This is a genomic window from Pseudomonas quasicaspiana (assembly GCF_021147825.1).
Taxonomy (GTDB): domain Bacteria; phylum Pseudomonadota; class Gammaproteobacteria; order Pseudomonadales; family Pseudomonadaceae; genus Aquipseudomonas; species Aquipseudomonas quasicaspiana.
In genome coordinates this window covers 1-14,513 of sequence record NZ_JAGTPI010000057.1, presented here as the reverse complement: position 1 = coordinate 14,513, position 14,513 = coordinate 1, and the positions used below count along the sequence as shown (strand labels likewise).

16 protein-coding genes are annotated in these 14,513 nt (G+C 57.8%); 8 read left to right on the top strand and 8 right to left on the bottom strand.

The window, feature by feature from the left end:
- Nucleotides 1-90 precede the first annotated feature (90 nt).
- Genes KDX30_RS23995 through KDX30_RS23970 form a run of 6 tightly spaced genes read right to left on the bottom strand, consistent with a single transcriptional unit; the run spans nt 91 to nt 6,190 of the window.
- On the bottom strand, nt 91-1,029 hold the full coding sequence (locus KDX30_RS23995) for an ABC transporter permease (RefSeq protein ID WP_099270775.1): 939 nt from the start codon (nt 1,027-1,029) through the stop codon (nt 91-93).
- Complete coding sequence (locus KDX30_RS23990) at nt 1,029-2,150, bottom strand: ABC transporter permease (RefSeq protein ID WP_122395302.1); 1,122 nt, start codon at nt 2,148-2,150, stop codon at nt 1,029-1,031. The genes KDX30_RS23995 and KDX30_RS23990 overlap by 1 nt, the downstream gene beginning before the upstream one ends.
- Nucleotides 2,143-3,657 carry an ABC transporter ATP-binding protein gene (locus tag KDX30_RS23985; protein WP_231667091.1) on the bottom strand — a complete coding sequence of 505 codons (1,515 nt, stop codon included), beginning with the start codon at nt 3,655-3,657 and terminating at the stop codon, nt 2,143-2,145. Before KDX30_RS23985 ends, KDX30_RS23990 begins: the two co-directional genes overlap by 8 nt.
- Nucleotides 3,654-4,745, bottom strand: a complete 1,092-nt coding sequence (locus KDX30_RS23980; protein ID WP_027898850.1) for a BMP family ABC transporter substrate-binding protein — start codon at nt 4,743-4,745, stop codon at nt 3,654-3,656. Before KDX30_RS23980 ends, KDX30_RS23985 begins: the two co-directional genes overlap by 4 nt.
- Before the next feature lie 45 nt (nt 4,746-4,790).
- The gene (locus KDX30_RS23975) at nt 4,791-5,177 is read right to left on the bottom strand and encodes a VOC family protein (RefSeq protein ID WP_122395300.1); all 387 of its coding nucleotides are present in this window, start codon (nt 5,175-5,177) and stop codon (nt 4,791-4,793) included.
- Nucleotides 5,177-6,190, bottom strand: coding sequence for an isopenicillin N synthase family dioxygenase (locus KDX30_RS23970; RefSeq protein ID WP_122395299.1), 1,014 nt, complete (start codon nt 6,188-6,190; stop codon nt 5,177-5,179). The genes KDX30_RS23975 and KDX30_RS23970 overlap by 1 nt, the downstream gene beginning before the upstream one ends.
- Before the next feature lie 377 nt (nt 6,191-6,567).
- Here KDX30_RS23970 and KDX30_RS23965 point away from each other — a divergent pair, with 377 nt between their 5' ends.
- Together KDX30_RS23965 and KDX30_RS23960 are read left to right on the top strand one after the other, a co-directional pair.
- Nucleotides 6,568-6,813, top strand: coding sequence for a helix-turn-helix domain-containing protein (locus KDX30_RS23965; RefSeq protein WP_027898847.1), 246 nt, complete (start codon nt 6,568-6,570; stop codon nt 6,811-6,813).
- The gene (locus tag KDX30_RS23960; RefSeq protein ID WP_231677675.1) at nt 6,806-8,044 is read left to right on the top strand and encodes a type II toxin-antitoxin system HipA family toxin; all 1,239 of its coding nucleotides are present in this window, start codon (nt 6,806-6,808) and stop codon (nt 8,042-8,044) included. Before KDX30_RS23965 ends, KDX30_RS23960 begins: the two co-directional genes overlap by 8 nt.
- A gap of 24 nt (nt 8,045-8,068) precedes the next feature.
- Here the strand turns inward: KDX30_RS23960 and rutR are convergent, their stop codons facing one another.
- A complete protein-coding gene (rutR, locus tag KDX30_RS23955) occupies nt 8,069-8,821 on the bottom strand; it encodes an HTH-type transcriptional regulator RutR (protein WP_027898845.1) in 753 nt (250 codons plus the stop codon).
- Nucleotides 8,822-9,237: 416 nt separating this feature from the next.
- Here rutR and rutA point away from each other — a divergent pair, with 416 nt between their 5' ends.
- The 5 genes from rutA to rutF all read left to right on the top strand — a co-directional run bounded on the left by rutA (nt 9,238) and on the right by rutF (nt 12,998).
- A complete protein-coding gene (rutA, locus tag KDX30_RS23950; protein ID WP_027898844.1) occupies nt 9,238-10,320 on the top strand; it encodes a pyrimidine utilization protein A in 1,083 nt (360 codons plus the stop codon).
- Nucleotides 10,320-11,060 (top strand): pyrimidine utilization protein B, encoded by a 741-nt coding sequence (rutB, locus tag KDX30_RS23945; protein ID WP_264760377.1) that lies wholly within the window; start codon nt 10,320-10,322, stop codon nt 11,058-11,060. Before rutA ends, rutB begins: the two co-directional genes overlap by 1 nt.
- 9 nt (nt 11,061-11,069) lie before the next feature.
- Nucleotides 11,070-11,453: a pyrimidine utilization protein C gene (gene rutC / locus KDX30_RS23940; RefSeq protein ID WP_027898842.1), complete on the top strand. Its 384-nt coding sequence runs from the start codon at nt 11,070-11,072 to the stop codon at nt 11,451-11,453.
- 218 nt (nt 11,454-11,671) lie between these two features.
- Nucleotides 11,672-12,451 carry a pyrimidine utilization protein D gene (gene rutD, locus KDX30_RS23935; RefSeq protein WP_231677674.1) on the top strand — a complete coding sequence of 260 codons (780 nt, stop codon included), beginning with the start codon at nt 11,672-11,674 and terminating at the stop codon, nt 12,449-12,451.
- Between the two features lie 13 nt (nt 12,452-12,464).
- Nucleotides 12,465-12,998: an NADH-dependent FMN reductase RutF gene (gene rutF / locus KDX30_RS23930; protein WP_122708823.1), complete on the top strand. Its 534-nt coding sequence runs from the start codon at nt 12,465-12,467 to the stop codon at nt 12,996-12,998.
- Nucleotides 12,999-13,159: 161 nt separating this feature from the next.
- Here the strand turns inward: rutF and KDX30_RS23925 are convergent, their stop codons facing one another.
- A complete protein-coding gene (locus KDX30_RS23925; RefSeq protein WP_122395292.1) occupies nt 13,160-13,513 on the bottom strand; it encodes a hypothetical protein in 354 nt (117 codons plus the stop codon).
- Between the two features lie 222 nt (nt 13,514-13,735).
- On the opposite strand from KDX30_RS23925, the gene KDX30_RS23920 reads away from it, so the two are divergent.
- Nucleotides 13,736-14,428 (top strand): hypothetical protein, encoded by a 693-nt coding sequence (locus tag KDX30_RS23920; RefSeq protein WP_122708824.1) that lies wholly within the window; start codon nt 13,736-13,738, stop codon nt 14,426-14,428.
- The last annotated feature ends 85 nt before the right edge of the window (nt 14,429-14,513 follow it).

Here is a 14,513-nt window from a genome sequence, read left to right as displayed (position 1 = left end):
GAGCTCCTTCACAAAACGCCAGGCGGTTGCGCATCCTACGTTGGCAGTCCCCTGCCCGGCAACTGCCTGTGATGCCGCACCCTGCCCGCCTCAGCGTCGCTCCTCACGAATGAACGCTTCGCCCAACGCTCCCGGCTGATTGCCTGAACCCGCTGCCTTTGCGTTTTTATCCATTGCCACCCAGATCATGACCATCAGCGTGACGGCATAAGGCGTCATCAGCACGAAGTATTGCGGCAGGCGAATGCCGGTGGACGCCAACTGTGGGATCAGCGCCTCGATGCAGCCGAAAAGAATGGCACCGGCAAGGGCGCGCCAAGGCGACCAGCGGGCAAAAATCACCAGCGACACCGCAATCCAGCCACGTCCGCCGGTCATGTCGGCGATCCACATCTTGGTGCTGAGCACCGAAATATAGCCGCCTGCCAGGCCGATCAACGCTGCGCCCGCCAGAATTGCAGCCAGTCGATAACCCAAAACAGAGATACCTGCCGCGTCCGCCGCCTGAGGATTTTCACCAACGGCTCGCAAGCGCAGACCGGCATTACTGCGATAAAGAAACCAGACGACACCCAGAAAAATAAGCGGTGTCAGGTAAACCAGTGGGTTTTGTACAAAAATCTTTCCGATAAGCGGCAACCCGGAAAGTGGCCAAAGTGCCACTGCGGCCAGCCCGGTTACAGGTTGGTTGGTCCATTCAAGCAAGGTGCCAAGCAATCCGGTCAGTCCCTGACAGAAAAACACCAGTGCAAGCCCGGCGATGACCTGGTTGATACGCATCACCAACACCATCAGCGCGAACAACAGCGACACCACACTGGCAGCGAGCATGGCCATGATCAGCGAGATCATCGGCGTGCTGAAGCTTAGTTGGGCGCCGATCGCCGCCAGTGCGCCAACCAGCATCAAGCCTTCGGCCCCCAGCGCTAGAACCCCGGCACGCTCGGTCAGAATCAGGCCCAGGGCCGCCAGTGCGAATGGCACAGCAAAGTCAGGGGAATTGCCCAGCCAGTTGGCAATCATGTCCATCACTGCTCTCCCGTTTGAATCAGTCGCATGCGATGACGAATGAAAAAGTCTGACGAGGCCACACAGATCACCAGAATGGCCTGGATCAACTGCACCATGGAAAACGGGATCTGGTAGAACACCTGCAAACTGCGTCCGGCCACGAATAGCAGCGCGACCAATAAAGCGACGATGGTCGCCGCCACAGGGTTATTGCGCGCCAGGAAGGCAATCAGAATTCCGGAGAACCCATAGCCCTGATAGAACGACTGAGTCAGGCGGCCTTCCTGCCCGGCGGTGACGATAAATCCGGCAATCCCGGCCAGTGCCCCGGAAAGCAGCACCGTGCCGATGATCATTTTGCGCACCGGCACGCCGACGGCATCAGCGACGCGCGGATTGGCATCAACGAAACGCAGGTAAAGGCCCGCCCGGGAAATACCGATAAACCACAGCGCGAAAACAGTGACGATGATTGCCAGCACAATCGCCGCGTTGTAGCCATCGAGCAGATCCGGCAAGCGCTCAAAGCTTCGGAATGCCGGGGAGTATGGAAAGTTGTCACGAGGATCTTTCCAGTTGCCGTAAAGCAGATGCAGAAGGAAATTGGCGGCGATGTAGTTGAGCATCAGGGTCGAGATGATTTCGTTGACCTTGAGACGCAGCTTGAGCAGCACGGGCGCGAGGGTCCAGAGCACGCCGCAGATCATTGCCGCCGCGAGCATCAACGGTAGCCGAATCGACGGCGGGCCGACTTCGAACAACGAAATCGCAGTAGCGCCAATGCCGCCCCAGATCATCTGACCTTCGAGGCCCAGGTTCCAGAACCGCGCACGAAACGCCATGCACCCGGCCAGCCCCACCAGGATCATCGGCGCGGCCTGAAACAACACCGCTTTGAAATTCTGCGGGTCCAGCACGGTCAGCACGACAAACTCATTGAGCAGTTCTTCTGCCGGAACACCCGCGCCCACCAGAATTGCCGCCGAGATGGCCAGGCCAACCACCAATGCCAGGGCAATCACCAACGCTTGCCAGTACCAGGCCAACTGTTGACGAATTTCCAGCGCATAGCGGCGCGAAAGCAGTGGCTGACGTCGTGCAGGCTTTTGAGTCGAGGATTGCAGTGTCACGTCAGTCATGACTCACCATGGCCTTGCCTATCGCCTGGCGATCCGCCGGGCGTTCGAATTCTGCGACGATCCGGCCGCTGTTCATGACCCCGATACGGTCGGCCAGCATCAGCACCTCATCGAGGTCTTCACTGATCACCAACACCGCCGCTCCGGCATCCCGGGCGGCCCGCAAACGACCGTGCACCGCAGCGGTCGCCTTGGCATCCAGCCCTCGACTGGGACTGTGTACCAGCACCAGTTGCGGGTCGCGGCTGAACTCCCGGGCGATTACCAGTTTTTGCGCATTACCACCGGACAGCAGCGCGGCTTTCTGCTGCAGGGAGCGAACACCCTGCACGTCGAAAGCGCTTATAGCGGCGGTGGCATCTTCATCCATACGCTTGCTGCGCAGGCGAAAAAACGAGCCGTAACGACCGCTGTGGATCTGCCCGATAGCAAAGTTCTCGGCCACCGACAGCGAGCCTGCCAACGCTGCGCCGTAGCGGTCGGCGGGAATCGAAGCGATGCGCAAGTCCCGACGTTGCTCGGCGGATGCGCCGCACAAATCGCCAAAACCCTGCAGCAGCATTTCGCCCTCTACCGCTTGAGGCAGGCCCATCAAGGCGTTGGCCAACTCACTCTGGCCGTTACCACCCACCCCGGCGATGCCATAAATTTGCCCGGCATGCAGGGTCATATCGACGCCAGCCAACGGTCCCTGACCCGCTACAGAGCGCAGATTGCGCACCACCAGTTTTGCCTCGCCCGCCGGGGCTTGGGGATGCTCGGCAAGGGTCTGCGATTCACCCACCGTCAAGCGCACCAGTTGCTCGACCGATACGCTTTGCGGATCAAGGGTTTCCACGGTTCGACCGCCACGCATCACCGTCACCCGGTCGGCATAGCGTTTGACGTCAGACATTTTGTGCGTCACCAGAATCACCGCCGCGCCCTGCCGTGCGAAAGACTGCACGGTCGCCAGCAAGCGTTCGGCTTCCTGATCGGTCAGCACGGCTGTGGGTTCGTCGAGAATCAGGATCCGCGCACCGGCCAACAACACCTTGAGAATCTCCACCCGTTGCTGCTCGGCAATCGACAGGTTTTCGATGGTCTGGCGCGGATCGATGGCAAAGCCCAGTTCCTGAGCCTTGGCGCTGATCTGCTTTTCGAGTGTTTGCAGACGTTTGCTGTAGCTGCCCTGCCCCACAGCGTCGGGCAGGCCGAGCAGAATGTTCTGGGCAACAGTGAAAGGTCGCACCAGCTTGAAATGCTGGTGGACCATGCCGATGTGGTAGCGACTCGCGTCCTTGGGGCCGCTGAGCCGCACCGGGTTGTCATCAATCAACAGCGACCCGCTCTCCGGCGCATACAAACCGGCGGCGATGTTCATCAGCGATGATTTGCCCGCGCCGTTTTCGCCAAGCAGCGCATGCACTTCCCCCCATTTGCCGGTGAAGTGCGCGTCAGTCAAAGCCTTGAAGCCGTCGAAGGATTTGCTGATGCCGGTGAGCTGAATCGCGTTCGCCTGACTCATTGCTGAGAAGCCACGCCTTTGACGAACCAGTCCATCTTCCACAAGTCGGCATCAGGCATGCTCTTGCCCGCCGCGATTCGCTCCTTGCCATCGCGATCACTCATCGGGCCGCTGTAAATGATCTTCTGCCCCTTCATCAACTCGTCGCGAGCGGCCTCGATCTTTTGCTTATTCTCGGCAGAAATATGCTCGCCCGCTGTCAGCGTAATGTCTGTGCCACCTTGCTCCATGGACAGCAGCGCGCCTTTTGGATCAGGCACCCAGTTACCGGCAATGATTTTCTTCAATTCAGGAGCCAGAAAGCGATCCCAGACCCAGGCCGAAGAACAAACAGTGGCCTTGGGGGCGAACTCACTCAAGTCACGGTGGTGGCCGGTACCCAGCACGCCGCGCTCCTGGGCGACGATTTGCGGTGTTGGACTGTCCACGTGTTGGCCGATCACGTCGGCGCCGTTATCGATCAGGGCCATGGCAGCCGCGCGCTCTTTGACAGGGTCATTCCAGGCCCCGGTGTAAATCACGTTGACCGTGGCATTCGGGTTGATCTGTTGCGCGCCCAGTGCAAAGGCATTGACGGTCCAGTTGACCTGGCCGAAGGGGTTGGCGGCGACAAAGCCGAGTTTGCCGGTCTTCGAGGCTGCGCCCGCCGCCATGCCGCACAGGTACTGACTTTCGTAAGTACGGCCGTAGAAGGATTCCAGATTTGGCGCATTGGTCGTGCCGGAGCCGTTGAGGAAAGCGATCTTCGGGTATTTCTTCGCCAGATCGAGGAAAGTATCGGAGTAGCCAAACGCGGTGCCGATGATGACGTTAGCTCCCCGGGCAATCAGTCGATCAACCACGGGCGTAATTGCAGCGGCGTTTTCCGGCACGCTTTCCACGTACTGGATTTTGGTACCCAGCTCTTTCTCCAGCTTGACCCGCGACTCATCGAACGCCTGAGTCCAGCCACCATCATTGCGTGGGCTGATATAGACCATGGCAATCTTCGCCGGCTTCTCCAGGGTCAAGCCCTCTGCCGATGCGCCGTGTGCCAGACCCAGCAATATTGCAGCACCCAAGGTTCGCTTAAGAAATCTGTTGAGCATTGTTGATCATCCTGATGAATGGCTGAAGGGACAGGGTTGGGAGGGTCAGAGCATGAAGTTGATACGGAACACGTTCTGCTCAGGGTCGAGTAGCACCGCCTGGTACCAGTTGTAGTAAGTCAGATAAGGCGCCTTGATCAGGGTTGCGCCCTTGGCCAGCGCCAAGGGCACCAGTCGATCTACATCGGCCTGCCCGGCGACATCAATGTTCAGTAAAAACTTCACACCGCTGGCCGAACAGTAATCGCCAAGACCCAATAGCTCGTAGGCTTCAGGAGCATTAAAGCCAATGCACGATTTGCCGGTATCGAGACCACGAAAGATCGGCGAGCGAATCGCCTCCACTTCCTTGAAGTCGAACAGGTCGGCGTAGAAGCAGCTCAGGGCGACAATGTCTTTGGCAAACACATTCACATAAGAAAGTGTGTTCATCAGGCCACCTTGCTGCCGCCGAAAGTGGTCTGCTTGACGAACTTCGACAGCAGATGATCGCCCGACGTAACAGCAGCGTGCAGTGGGGTTTCGCCTTCAGCCAGGCAACCCGGCAGGCACTCGATCACTGCGTCGTAATTAGGCTGATGAAAAAACACCAGCGACTGGCGCCGGTTGTCTGAAACGCTGTCCTGGGGGGGATTGACCACTCGATGCAAGGTAGAAATCCAGCGATCGTTGGTCCACAGCATCATCAAGTCGCCGATATTGACCACGAAACTGTCCTCGACATAGGGCACATCGACCCACTCGCCTCGCTGATTACGCACCTGCAAGCCGCCAAGTGCGCTGTCCGGACGAACGATGGTCATGCTGCCGTAATCGGTGTGCGCACTGGCGCGCATTTGTCCGGCTTCAACCTCGCCCTTGATGTCCGGATAACTCAGGCTGCGAAACATACTGATGTGGCGGTCAATGGTGCTGTCGAAATAGTGCTCATCCAGCTCCAGCGCCAGTGCGAAAATACGCATCATTGCCGCAGCGAGCTCACTCATTGCGGCGAAGTACTCGCAATAAGCTTCCTGAAAACCAGGCAACAGATGTTCTGCAGGCCAGACATTGGGCGCGAAGTGCGAACCGGCGACGGCATTGTGGTAGTAGTCATCACCAGGCACGTGGGTGGGGCCAATGGAAAACGATTCCTTGAGATCGCCGGGTGCACTTTCTTCCAGCGAATAAGACAGGCTTTCCTCGGCGATTGCGCTGTAACCGCGCACCATCTCCGGGCTCGGCCGATCGACTTTGCGCTTTTGCTCAAGGGGCAGATCAAAAAACTCACGGGTCAGTCGAGACACGCGCTCAAGCAGTTCAGGTGAAATCTGATGGTGTGTGATGACCAGAAAACCAATGTCCCGACAAGCCTGATTGACCTGACGAGCCACAGCCGCCTTGCCCTCGGGGTGGCCGGAAAAGAACGGTGCAAGATCGATGATGGGGACGGATTGCAGGGTCATACGAGTAACACCTCTCTCGACACAGCATTGAACATGCACCGGTTGCCCGGCCCTGATATGCAGGAGAGAAAAGCAGTAACTGTGCCAGTCTTTGAATAGCTATAACTTTCAGGTGTTTAGCGTTTTAAGCAGATAAAAACAGATCAAATGGTCCGAAGCAGAGCACTTGGTTTGGGCGGGACGAGCACGAAAAGCGGGCATGGGGGCTGAAGACGGATCAAGGGTTGAACGGGCTGAAGTCGATTGATCGCAGATCATGTCGACGCAAATCCGAGCATGAGCACGTCGTGAATAAAAGCTATCAAAACCTTTTTGCATCAAATACGATGCGAATCACGCTATAAATTATTTATGCACCGTATAGGATGCAATTTTAAGTGAATGAATTAGGTATATTGATCAGAAATCTGCGCAAGAGCGCTGGCCTTTCGCAAAGCCAACTCGCAGACCGGCATGGCATGAGTCGAGCGACCATTTCCGGCATTGAGAACAACACTATCCCCGAGGTCGGCATTCGCAAGGTTGCGGCAGTCCTTGAAGGCTTGGGCTATGAATTGACTGCGACCCCCAAACGTCGACGCAAGACCCTTGATGAACTGAAAGCGGGAAACGTCCATGAATAGCTCAGCAAGTGAAAGGCTGTACATCGGCGCAGGGGGAGTCGCTGCCGGAACTCTGGGGCGTGGTGGAAAAAACAATCGCGACTCGATTTTCTCCTATAACCAGCCACTGGCCGAAAAGGACGCCGTGTCCTTGACCATGCCAGTGCGCCTGGAGAGCTACAACTGGGAGTACGGAATCCATCCGCTATTCGAGATGCACCTACCCGAGGGGCATCTCAAAAATGAACTCACGCGTCGCTTCAGCAAGTCGGTGCGCGGCTTTGACGACTTCGCATTGCTGGGCATCGTAGGCCCACATCAGCTCGGGCGCATCAGCATCGCCCATGCCGCCAGCGACGAGCCGCTTCCCGAGATCAATCTTTCCGAACTGTTGATCTACGACGGGGCGGAAGACTTGTTCGATAGCCTCATGAAAACTTACGCCGCCTACTCAGGGGTTTCAGGCGTTCAGCCAAAAGTACTGATCCGCGAAGCTGACGAGAAGGAAGGCGAAACTGGACGAATTACCCATCGGGGTGCCACGCACATCGTTAAAACATTCCACGACCCGGAATTCCCCCAACTGGCCGCCAATGAGTTTTTCTGCATGCGGGCAGCATTCCATTCCGGTCTTCAAGTACCTGAAATCCAGCTTGGCCGCCAAGGAAGATTACTGGTCGTGAAACGCTTCGACGTCGCTGACAGCGGCTACCTCGGATTTGAAGACATGTGCGTGCTGTCAGGCTGGGGGACAGTCAAGAAGTATGACGGCAGCTATCAAGGGTGCGCCAGGCTGATCCAGTCTTATGTCACGCCGTCCCGTGTTACTAAAGCACTGGAGGACTTCTTCATGATGGTCGCGCTTTCTGCCGGTATCCAGAATGGTGACGGGCATTTGAAAAACTTCGGGTTGCTCTATGAAAACTGTGCCGAGGACGCAGACATCTGGCTCGCGCCAGCTTACGACCTTGTGACCACCACGGTATATGCAGGAAACGACATCATGGGTCTGTTGCTGGGTGGTTCAAAAGCCTGGCCAAAACGCAAGATGCTGGTCCAGTTCGGGCGCACGTCGTGCAGCTTGACCGAAGCCCGCTGCGCCGAACTGCTTGGCAGAGTAAGCACTGGCATGAGCCGGGCGATGGCCGAGCTTTCGGAGTACCGCAAGACCCATCCGGAATTCGAGCCGGTGGGAGAAAAAATGGCCACGGCATGGGCGAAAGGCTTGGCCAGGAGCATTGAGCCAGAATAACCCTGCGATTTTTTTAATCAGGATTTAACGCGGGCAAATCCCATTGAGAATCAGCGCCCGGAGATTCTCCAGCGTCTGCGCAAAGAACACCGGATCATCAAGCGTCTTGCCGGTCACCGCGTTGATCTGGCTGGCGAAGTCCGCATAGTGCTGGGTGGTGGCCCACAGCGAGAAGATCAGGTGATGCGGTTCAACCGGTGCCAGTTTGCCCGCCTCTATCCAGCCCTGAATCACCGAGACCTTGGCCTCAACGATATCGCGCAGTGGCTGCTCCAGTTCAGCCAGCATCAACGGCGCACCCTGAATGATCTCCAGACAGAACAGCCGCGACTCGGCGGGATGGTCACGGGACAATTCCAGCTTGACCCGGATGTATTCGCTGATTGCCTCGACCGGATCCTGCTCTGCACTGAAGCCGCGCAACGGTTTCAACCATACATCCAGCAACTGGCGCAGCACACTGGTGTAGAGCTCCTCTTTGCTGGCGAAGTAATAAAGCAGATTGGTCTTGGACACATCGGCCATGCTCGCCACCTGATCCAGGCTGGTGCCATGCAGGCCGAAGCGCGAGAAGATTTCCAGCGCAGCGTCCAGAATCGCCGCACGCTTGCCTTCTATCAAACGCATCCGCCGCTTGACCGTCGACGCACTGGCCTCGCGCGTGCCCTTGCCTTTAACCACAGGCTTGGCTTTAGCCTTGAGCGCAGGCGCCTTGGGTTTCACCACACGGCTGCGTTTGACGGATTTGGGAGGCGCCACTGGAGGTTCGTTGTTCACATTTAAGACCGCATCAACATTGAATACCGGGGCACTTTACCTTGGTGGATGGGGGATAGACCACAAACCGAAGCACGCAATGTCCATGGCACCTCGCTGTGGTGCAGCCAACACTGGACCTGTAGGAGCTGCCGAAGGCTGCGATCGCGGCGTACCTGGATGAATGCATCGCAGCCTTCGGCAGCTCCTACAAAAAACAGACATCGGTATTCCTGCCCCGTCTGCGTGCACCGCGCACAAACCAAGTGCTCTAATCCAGACCAAATGGTCTGAAACCCATACCATTATTCAATCAACTCTTTGTTTTAAAACAACAATCAAAAGCTGGCCTGCTTCATGCAAAACGTCCTGTGTAGCGTGCTGCCGGACTTCGCCGGGCGCACCGTTCATTGCCACCGCATGCAAGAGGCCTTCACATGGATATTGGAATCTTCATCCCTATCGGTAACAACGGCTGGCTGATTTCCAGCAACGCGCCGCAGTACATGCCGACTTTCGAATTGAACAAGACAATCGTGCAGAAGGCCGAGCATTACGGCTTCGAATTTGCCCTGTCGATGATCAAATTGCGCGGGTTCGGTGGCAAGACCGAGTTCTGGGAACACAACATGGAGTCCTTCACGCTGATGGCGGGACTCGCCGCTGTCACCAGCCGCATCCACCTGTTCGCCACCGTTGCGACCCTGACTATTCCCCCGGCCATCGTGGCGCGTATGGCCTCGACCATCGACTCGATTTCCGGCGGCCGCTTCGGGGTGAACCTGGTAACAGGCTGGCAAAAACCGGAATACGAACAGATGGGCATGTGGCCGGGAGATGAGTTCTTCTCGACCCGCTATGAATACCTGGCCGAATACGCCCAAGTGTTACGAGACCTGTGGAGCACCGGGCACAGCGATCTCAAAGGCAAGTACTTCACCATGAACGACTGCCGCGTCAGCCCTAAACCTCAAGCTGACATGAAAATCATCTGCGCAGGCCAAAGCGAAGCGGGCATGGCGTTTTCTTCGCAATACGCCGACTACAACTTCTGCTTCGGCAAGGGTGTGAACACCCCGATGGCTTACGCGCCAACCGCTGCCAAGCTGATCGAGGCCAACGAAAAAACCGGCCGCAACGTCACTTCCTGCCCGCTGTTCATGATCATCGCCGACGATACCGATGAAGCCGCCCGCGCCCGCTGGGAGCACATCAAGGCCGGGGCTGACGAGGAAGCTATCGCCTGGCTCAGCGAAAAAGGCTCAGCCGACAAGAGCCCCGGCTCGAACATGCGGCAGATGGCCGATCCAACTTCCGCCGTGAATATCAATATGGGCACGCTGGTGGGTTCATGGGCGTCGGTGGCACGCATGCTCGATGAAGTGGCCAGCGTACCTGGCACCCAGGGCGTGATGCTGACCTTCGATGACTTCGTTAAAGGCGTGGAAGATTTCGGGCAGAAGATTCAACCGCTGATGACCAGTCGCCAACACATCAATCTGCTCAAGGAATCTGCCTGATGAATGCAACTGCCCCTGTATCAGGCTATGCACCACCGCAGTCCGCAGAAGCTGCTCGGCAACTTCCTGCAAGCCCGGAACCGCTGAGCATGAAAGCCTGCGAGACGGCCTTGATCGTGATCGATATGCAGAACGCCTATTCGACGCCGGGCGGCTATCTGGACCTCGCGGGTTTTGATGTGAGCAGCACCGGGCCGGTGATCGCCAGCATTCAGAAGGCAGTGGTCGCAGCGCGCGCCGCAAGCATGCCGGTGATTTTCTTCCAGAACGGCTGGGACCCGGATTACGTCGAAGCCGGCGGCCCGGGTTCGCCCAACTGGCATAAATCCAATGCCCTGAAAACCATGCGCAAACGCCCCGAGCTGCAAGGCCAACTACTGGCCAAAGGCGGCTGGGACTATGAGTTGGTGGACGAACTGAAGCCACAGCCGGGCGACATCGTATTGCCGAAAACCCGCTACAGCGGCTTCTTCAATACCAACTTCGACAGCGTGCTGCGCAGCCGTGGCATTCGTAACCTGGTGTTCACGGGTATCGCCACCAACGTATGTGTTGAGTCGACCCTGCGCGATGGCTTCTTCCTCGAGTATTTCGGCGTGGTGCTGGCCGACGCCACGCATCAGGCGGGTCCGGCGTTCGCGCAGCAGGCGGCCCTGTTCAACATCGAAACGTTTTTCGGCTGGGTTTCCAGCGTTGAAGATTTCTGCAGCACGTTCACTCCCAAAACTTCCACTCTCTGAGGAAAGCCCATGACCAAGAAAGCGATCATCCCAGCCGGCACCACCAAGCCTATCGCCCCGTTTGTGCCGGGTTCAATGGCTGACGGCGTGCTGTATGTATCCGGCACCCTGCCCTTCGACAAAGACAACAACGTCGTGCATGTGGGCGACGCGACCGCTCAGACCCGCCATGTGCTAGAGACCATCAAGAGCGTGATTGAAACCGCAGGCGGCACCATGGACGACGTTACGTTCAACATGATCATGATCAAGGACTGGGCCGACTACGCGAAGGTGAATGAGGTCTACGCCGAATACTTCGCCGGGGAAAAACCTGCGCGCTACTGCATCCAGTGCGGTCTGGTAAAACCCGAAGCACTGATCGAAATCGCCAGCATCGCCCACATCGGCTGATTTCACAGGACGCCTGTCGCTGGATCCGTAACAAGGTTGAACCCGTAGGAGCTGACGAGCACCGCGAGGCTGCGATGGCGGTCTGTCTGATACACCGCCATCGCAGCCCCGCGGCGCTCGTCAGCTCCTACCGGTCCAGCGCTTGATAGCGGCAGCGCGCGGTGAGAATCCCCCCCTTTAAACAAGCAGGCGCTTGAGCGCCTGTAATGGAGTCTTGCATGCACTACGAAATCCTCGGCAACCAGGCCGCCGATGCGCCGACGCTGGTATTGAGTTCAGGCCTGGGCGGCTCGGCCCGGTTCTGGGCACCGCAACTGCCAGTGTTGACCGAACGCTATCGGGTGGTGGTTTACGATCAGGCTGGAACTGGCCGCAGCCCGGCGACCCTTGCCGAGGATTATTCGATTGCGACCATGGGCACCGAGTTACTCGATCTGCTCGACAGCATTGACGTACAGCACTGTCACTTCATCGGCCATGCGCTGGGTGGATTGGTGGGGCTGGAACTGGCCTTGCAGCGCCCGCAACTGTTGCAAAGCATGGTGCTGATCAACGCCTGGAGCAGCCCGAACCCGCACAGCGAACGCTGCTTCGCGGTGCGCAAGAATCTATTGCGCGACAGCGGTCCGGCGGCTTACGTCCAGGCCCAGGCGCTGTTTCTCTATCCTGCCGACTGGATCGCCGAACACAGCGCGCAACTGGCCGAAGATGAAGCCCATGCGCTGGCGCACTTTCCCGAGACCAACAACCTGCTGCGCCGGATTGCCGCATTGCAGGCGTTCGATGTCGAAGATCAGTTGCACAAGATCACCACGCCGACCCTGCTGCTCGCCAACCGCGATGACATGCTGGTGCCGTGGCAGCGCTCGCAACATCTCGCGAGCAAGCTTTCAAACGGTGAACTGGCTCTGCTCGAATATGGCGGCCACGCGTCCAGCGTCAGCGACGTCGAGCCTTTCAATCGTGTACTTCTCGATTATCTGACCAGCCAGGCCTGAACGGAGAAACCCCATGCAAGCATCCGAACTTCTTGCTGTCGCCCAGACGTTGCTGCCGATCCCGCAACAGGATTACCGCAATGCCATGGCCGGACTGGCCGCGGCGGTCAACGTAATCACCACCGACGGCCCGCACGGTCGTTGCGGATTCACAGCGACCGCGGTGTGCAGCGTTACCGATACGCCGCCGACCTTGCTGGTCTGCCTGAATCGTTCGGCGTCGGTGCATGCAGCGCTGACCGCCAATGCGACGCTATGCGTCAACACCCTGACCTGTGAACAGCGTGATCTGTCCAGTCTGTTTGGCGGCAAGACACCCATGGTTGAGCGTTTCGCCGCCGCGCAATGGGAAACCTGGGTGACCGGCTCGCCGGTGCTGGAAGGTGCCGCGGCCTCGTTTGATTGCCGGGTCAGCCAGACTGTCAGCGTGGGTACGCATGACATTCTGTTCTGCGAGGTACTGGCGCTGAGTCGACAGCAGGATGCTGCGGCGCTGGTCTATTTTGATCGTGGGTATCACGGGTTGAGTGCGGTGGGTGTGCTGTAGCAACCGAGCATATCGAACTGAAACCAATTTACTGTGGGAGCGAATTTATTCGCGAAGGCGTCAGGTCGACCGACAGACAGGTCTCGGATGTACCGGCCTCTTCGCGAATCTCCCACAGGGTCAGCGCTTGCAAATCGGCAACGCGGTGTCAGGGCGTTTGGTCACTCAACCCGCTTGATCGACACCACTTCAAAATACTTGTACTTCTCTTTCGCAGCCGCCTTGCGGGCTTCCTGTTCAGCGTCGAAGGTGCTCAGGGTTTTGGCTTCGTGGACGAACAGTGTTTCTTCGCCTTCAAACTCTTTGGTCACCCGCAATGTCACCAGCAGCGCCGGTGACAGACGCTTGGCTTTCGGGCGCGGTGCCGGTGGTGGAGCCTTGGCAACGGGAGCAGGCGCTGGCGTCGGAGTCGGCTCGGGCTTGAGCTCAGGCTCCACAGGCGCGGGTGCTGCCGGTGAAGGCACATCCAGGCCCAGCGCTCTGCGCATATCGTCTTCGGTCAAACCTGTGCTCATGTGCCGCTTTCTCTGTTTGTCAGTGGTTCAAGGGCGAGATGATCAACAGACACAAGACAAAAAACAAGTACGGGATTGTACCGTTTTGCTATCAAGCGCCCGTAAGGCTTGAAATAGAGGGCTGCGGGATTGGTCCGTGACAACGTCGTCCGCGTCCACTAGATTATGCGCCCCGAAAGGCCAGTGACTTTTCGCGCCTCAAACCTGAAATAGTGAAATTCAATGCTTGATTCCCAGACAAATGAATCCGTGACCTCCGCCAAGCTCGAGTACGAAAACTCTATCGGTCTTTCACAGCACGCACCTCAGGCCAAGACCATCAGCGAGATGGTGCTTGATGCGTTCCAGACCGCCAAGGAAAGCGACGAGATTCGTCAGCTGCGCGCCGCGATCCGTGCTGCGCAGGACAGTTATGACGATGACAAGGCCTACGAACTGATGGGCGAACTCAAGCGTCTCAAGGACGCCGAAGCAGCCGACAGCCTGGCACTGGCCGATTTGAGCACGCAGTTCCCGATCAGCCGGATCCTGTCCAGCTACAAAGACGATCCTGCCTTTCAGGAGCTGGTCTACAGCCTGGCCCTCAAAGTGCTGAACCAGACTCATCAGGCGATCAGCAACCCAAGCACAGGCAAAAGCAAAGCTGCCCGCGCCAAGAAAGAAGCCGAGGTCTACACCATCAGCAAGGACGGCCAAAGCGTCAGCCTGCCTTTGCGTACTCCGCGCTCCAGCCTGAATGTCGACCGTGAAGCCTTCGAGTTCCTCGGTTTCACTTTTGTAGGCGAAGGCGACGAAGCCACCCTGCAGGACGAAACATTCACCGATAACGAAGGCAACGAGTTGCCGGTCAATCGCAAGAATGTTGTGACTGCGCTGCAGCAGGGCAAGGCGTTTGAGGGTTACAGCATCGCCTGAGATTTGAAACGCTCTCCCTGTAGGAGTGAGCTTGCTCGCGATAGCGATTGATCAGGCGAGATTCTTTTGACTGATCAATCGCTAT

What these genes read in the sequence shown, in the direction of transcription:
- KDX30_RS23995 (WP_099270775.1), bottom strand. Translation starts at nt 1,029, where the DNA reads ATGGACATGATTGCCAACTGGCTGGGCAATTCCCCTGACTTTGCTGTG.
- KDX30_RS23990 (WP_122395302.1), bottom strand. Translation starts at nt 2,150, where the DNA reads ATGACTGACGTGACACTGCAATCCTCGACTCAAAAGCCTGCACGACGT.
- KDX30_RS23985 (WP_231667091.1), bottom strand. Translation starts at nt 3,657, where the DNA reads ATGAGTCAGGCGAACGCGATTCAGCTCACCGGCATCAGCAAATCCTTC.
- KDX30_RS23980 (WP_027898850.1), bottom strand. Translation starts at nt 4,745, where the DNA reads ATGCTCAACAGATTTCTTAAGCGAACCTTGGGTGCTGCAATATTGCTG.
- KDX30_RS23975 (WP_122395300.1), bottom strand. Translation starts at nt 5,177, where the DNA reads ATGAACACACTTTCTTATGTGAATGTGTTTGCCAAAGACATTGTCGCC.
- KDX30_RS23970 (WP_122395299.1), bottom strand. Translation starts at nt 6,190, where the DNA reads ATGACCCTGCAATCCGTCCCCATCATCGATCTTGCACCGTTCTTTTCC.
- KDX30_RS23960 (WP_231677675.1), top strand. Translation starts at nt 6,806, where the DNA reads ATGAATAGCTCAGCAAGTGAAAGGCTGTACATCGGCGCAGGGGGAGTC.
- rutA (WP_027898844.1), top strand. Translation starts at nt 9,238, where the DNA reads ATGGATATTGGAATCTTCATCCCTATCGGTAACAACGGCTGGCTGATT.
- rutB (WP_264760377.1), top strand. Translation starts at nt 10,320, where the DNA reads ATGAATGCAACTGCCCCTGTATCAGGCTATGCACCACCGCAGTCCGCA.
- rutC (WP_027898842.1), top strand. Translation starts at nt 11,070, where the DNA reads ATGACCAAGAAAGCGATCATCCCAGCCGGCACCACCAAGCCTATCGCC.
- rutD (WP_231677674.1), top strand. Translation starts at nt 11,672, where the DNA reads ATGCACTACGAAATCCTCGGCAACCAGGCCGCCGATGCGCCGACGCTG.
- rutF (WP_122708823.1), top strand. Translation starts at nt 12,465, where the DNA reads ATGCAAGCATCCGAACTTCTTGCTGTCGCCCAGACGTTGCTGCCGATC.
- KDX30_RS23925 (WP_122395292.1), bottom strand. Translation starts at nt 13,513, where the DNA reads ATGAGCACAGGTTTGACCGAAGACGATATGCGCAGAGCGCTGGGCCTG.
- KDX30_RS23920 (WP_122708824.1), top strand. Translation starts at nt 13,736, where the DNA reads ATGCTTGATTCCCAGACAAATGAATCCGTGACCTCCGCCAAGCTCGAG.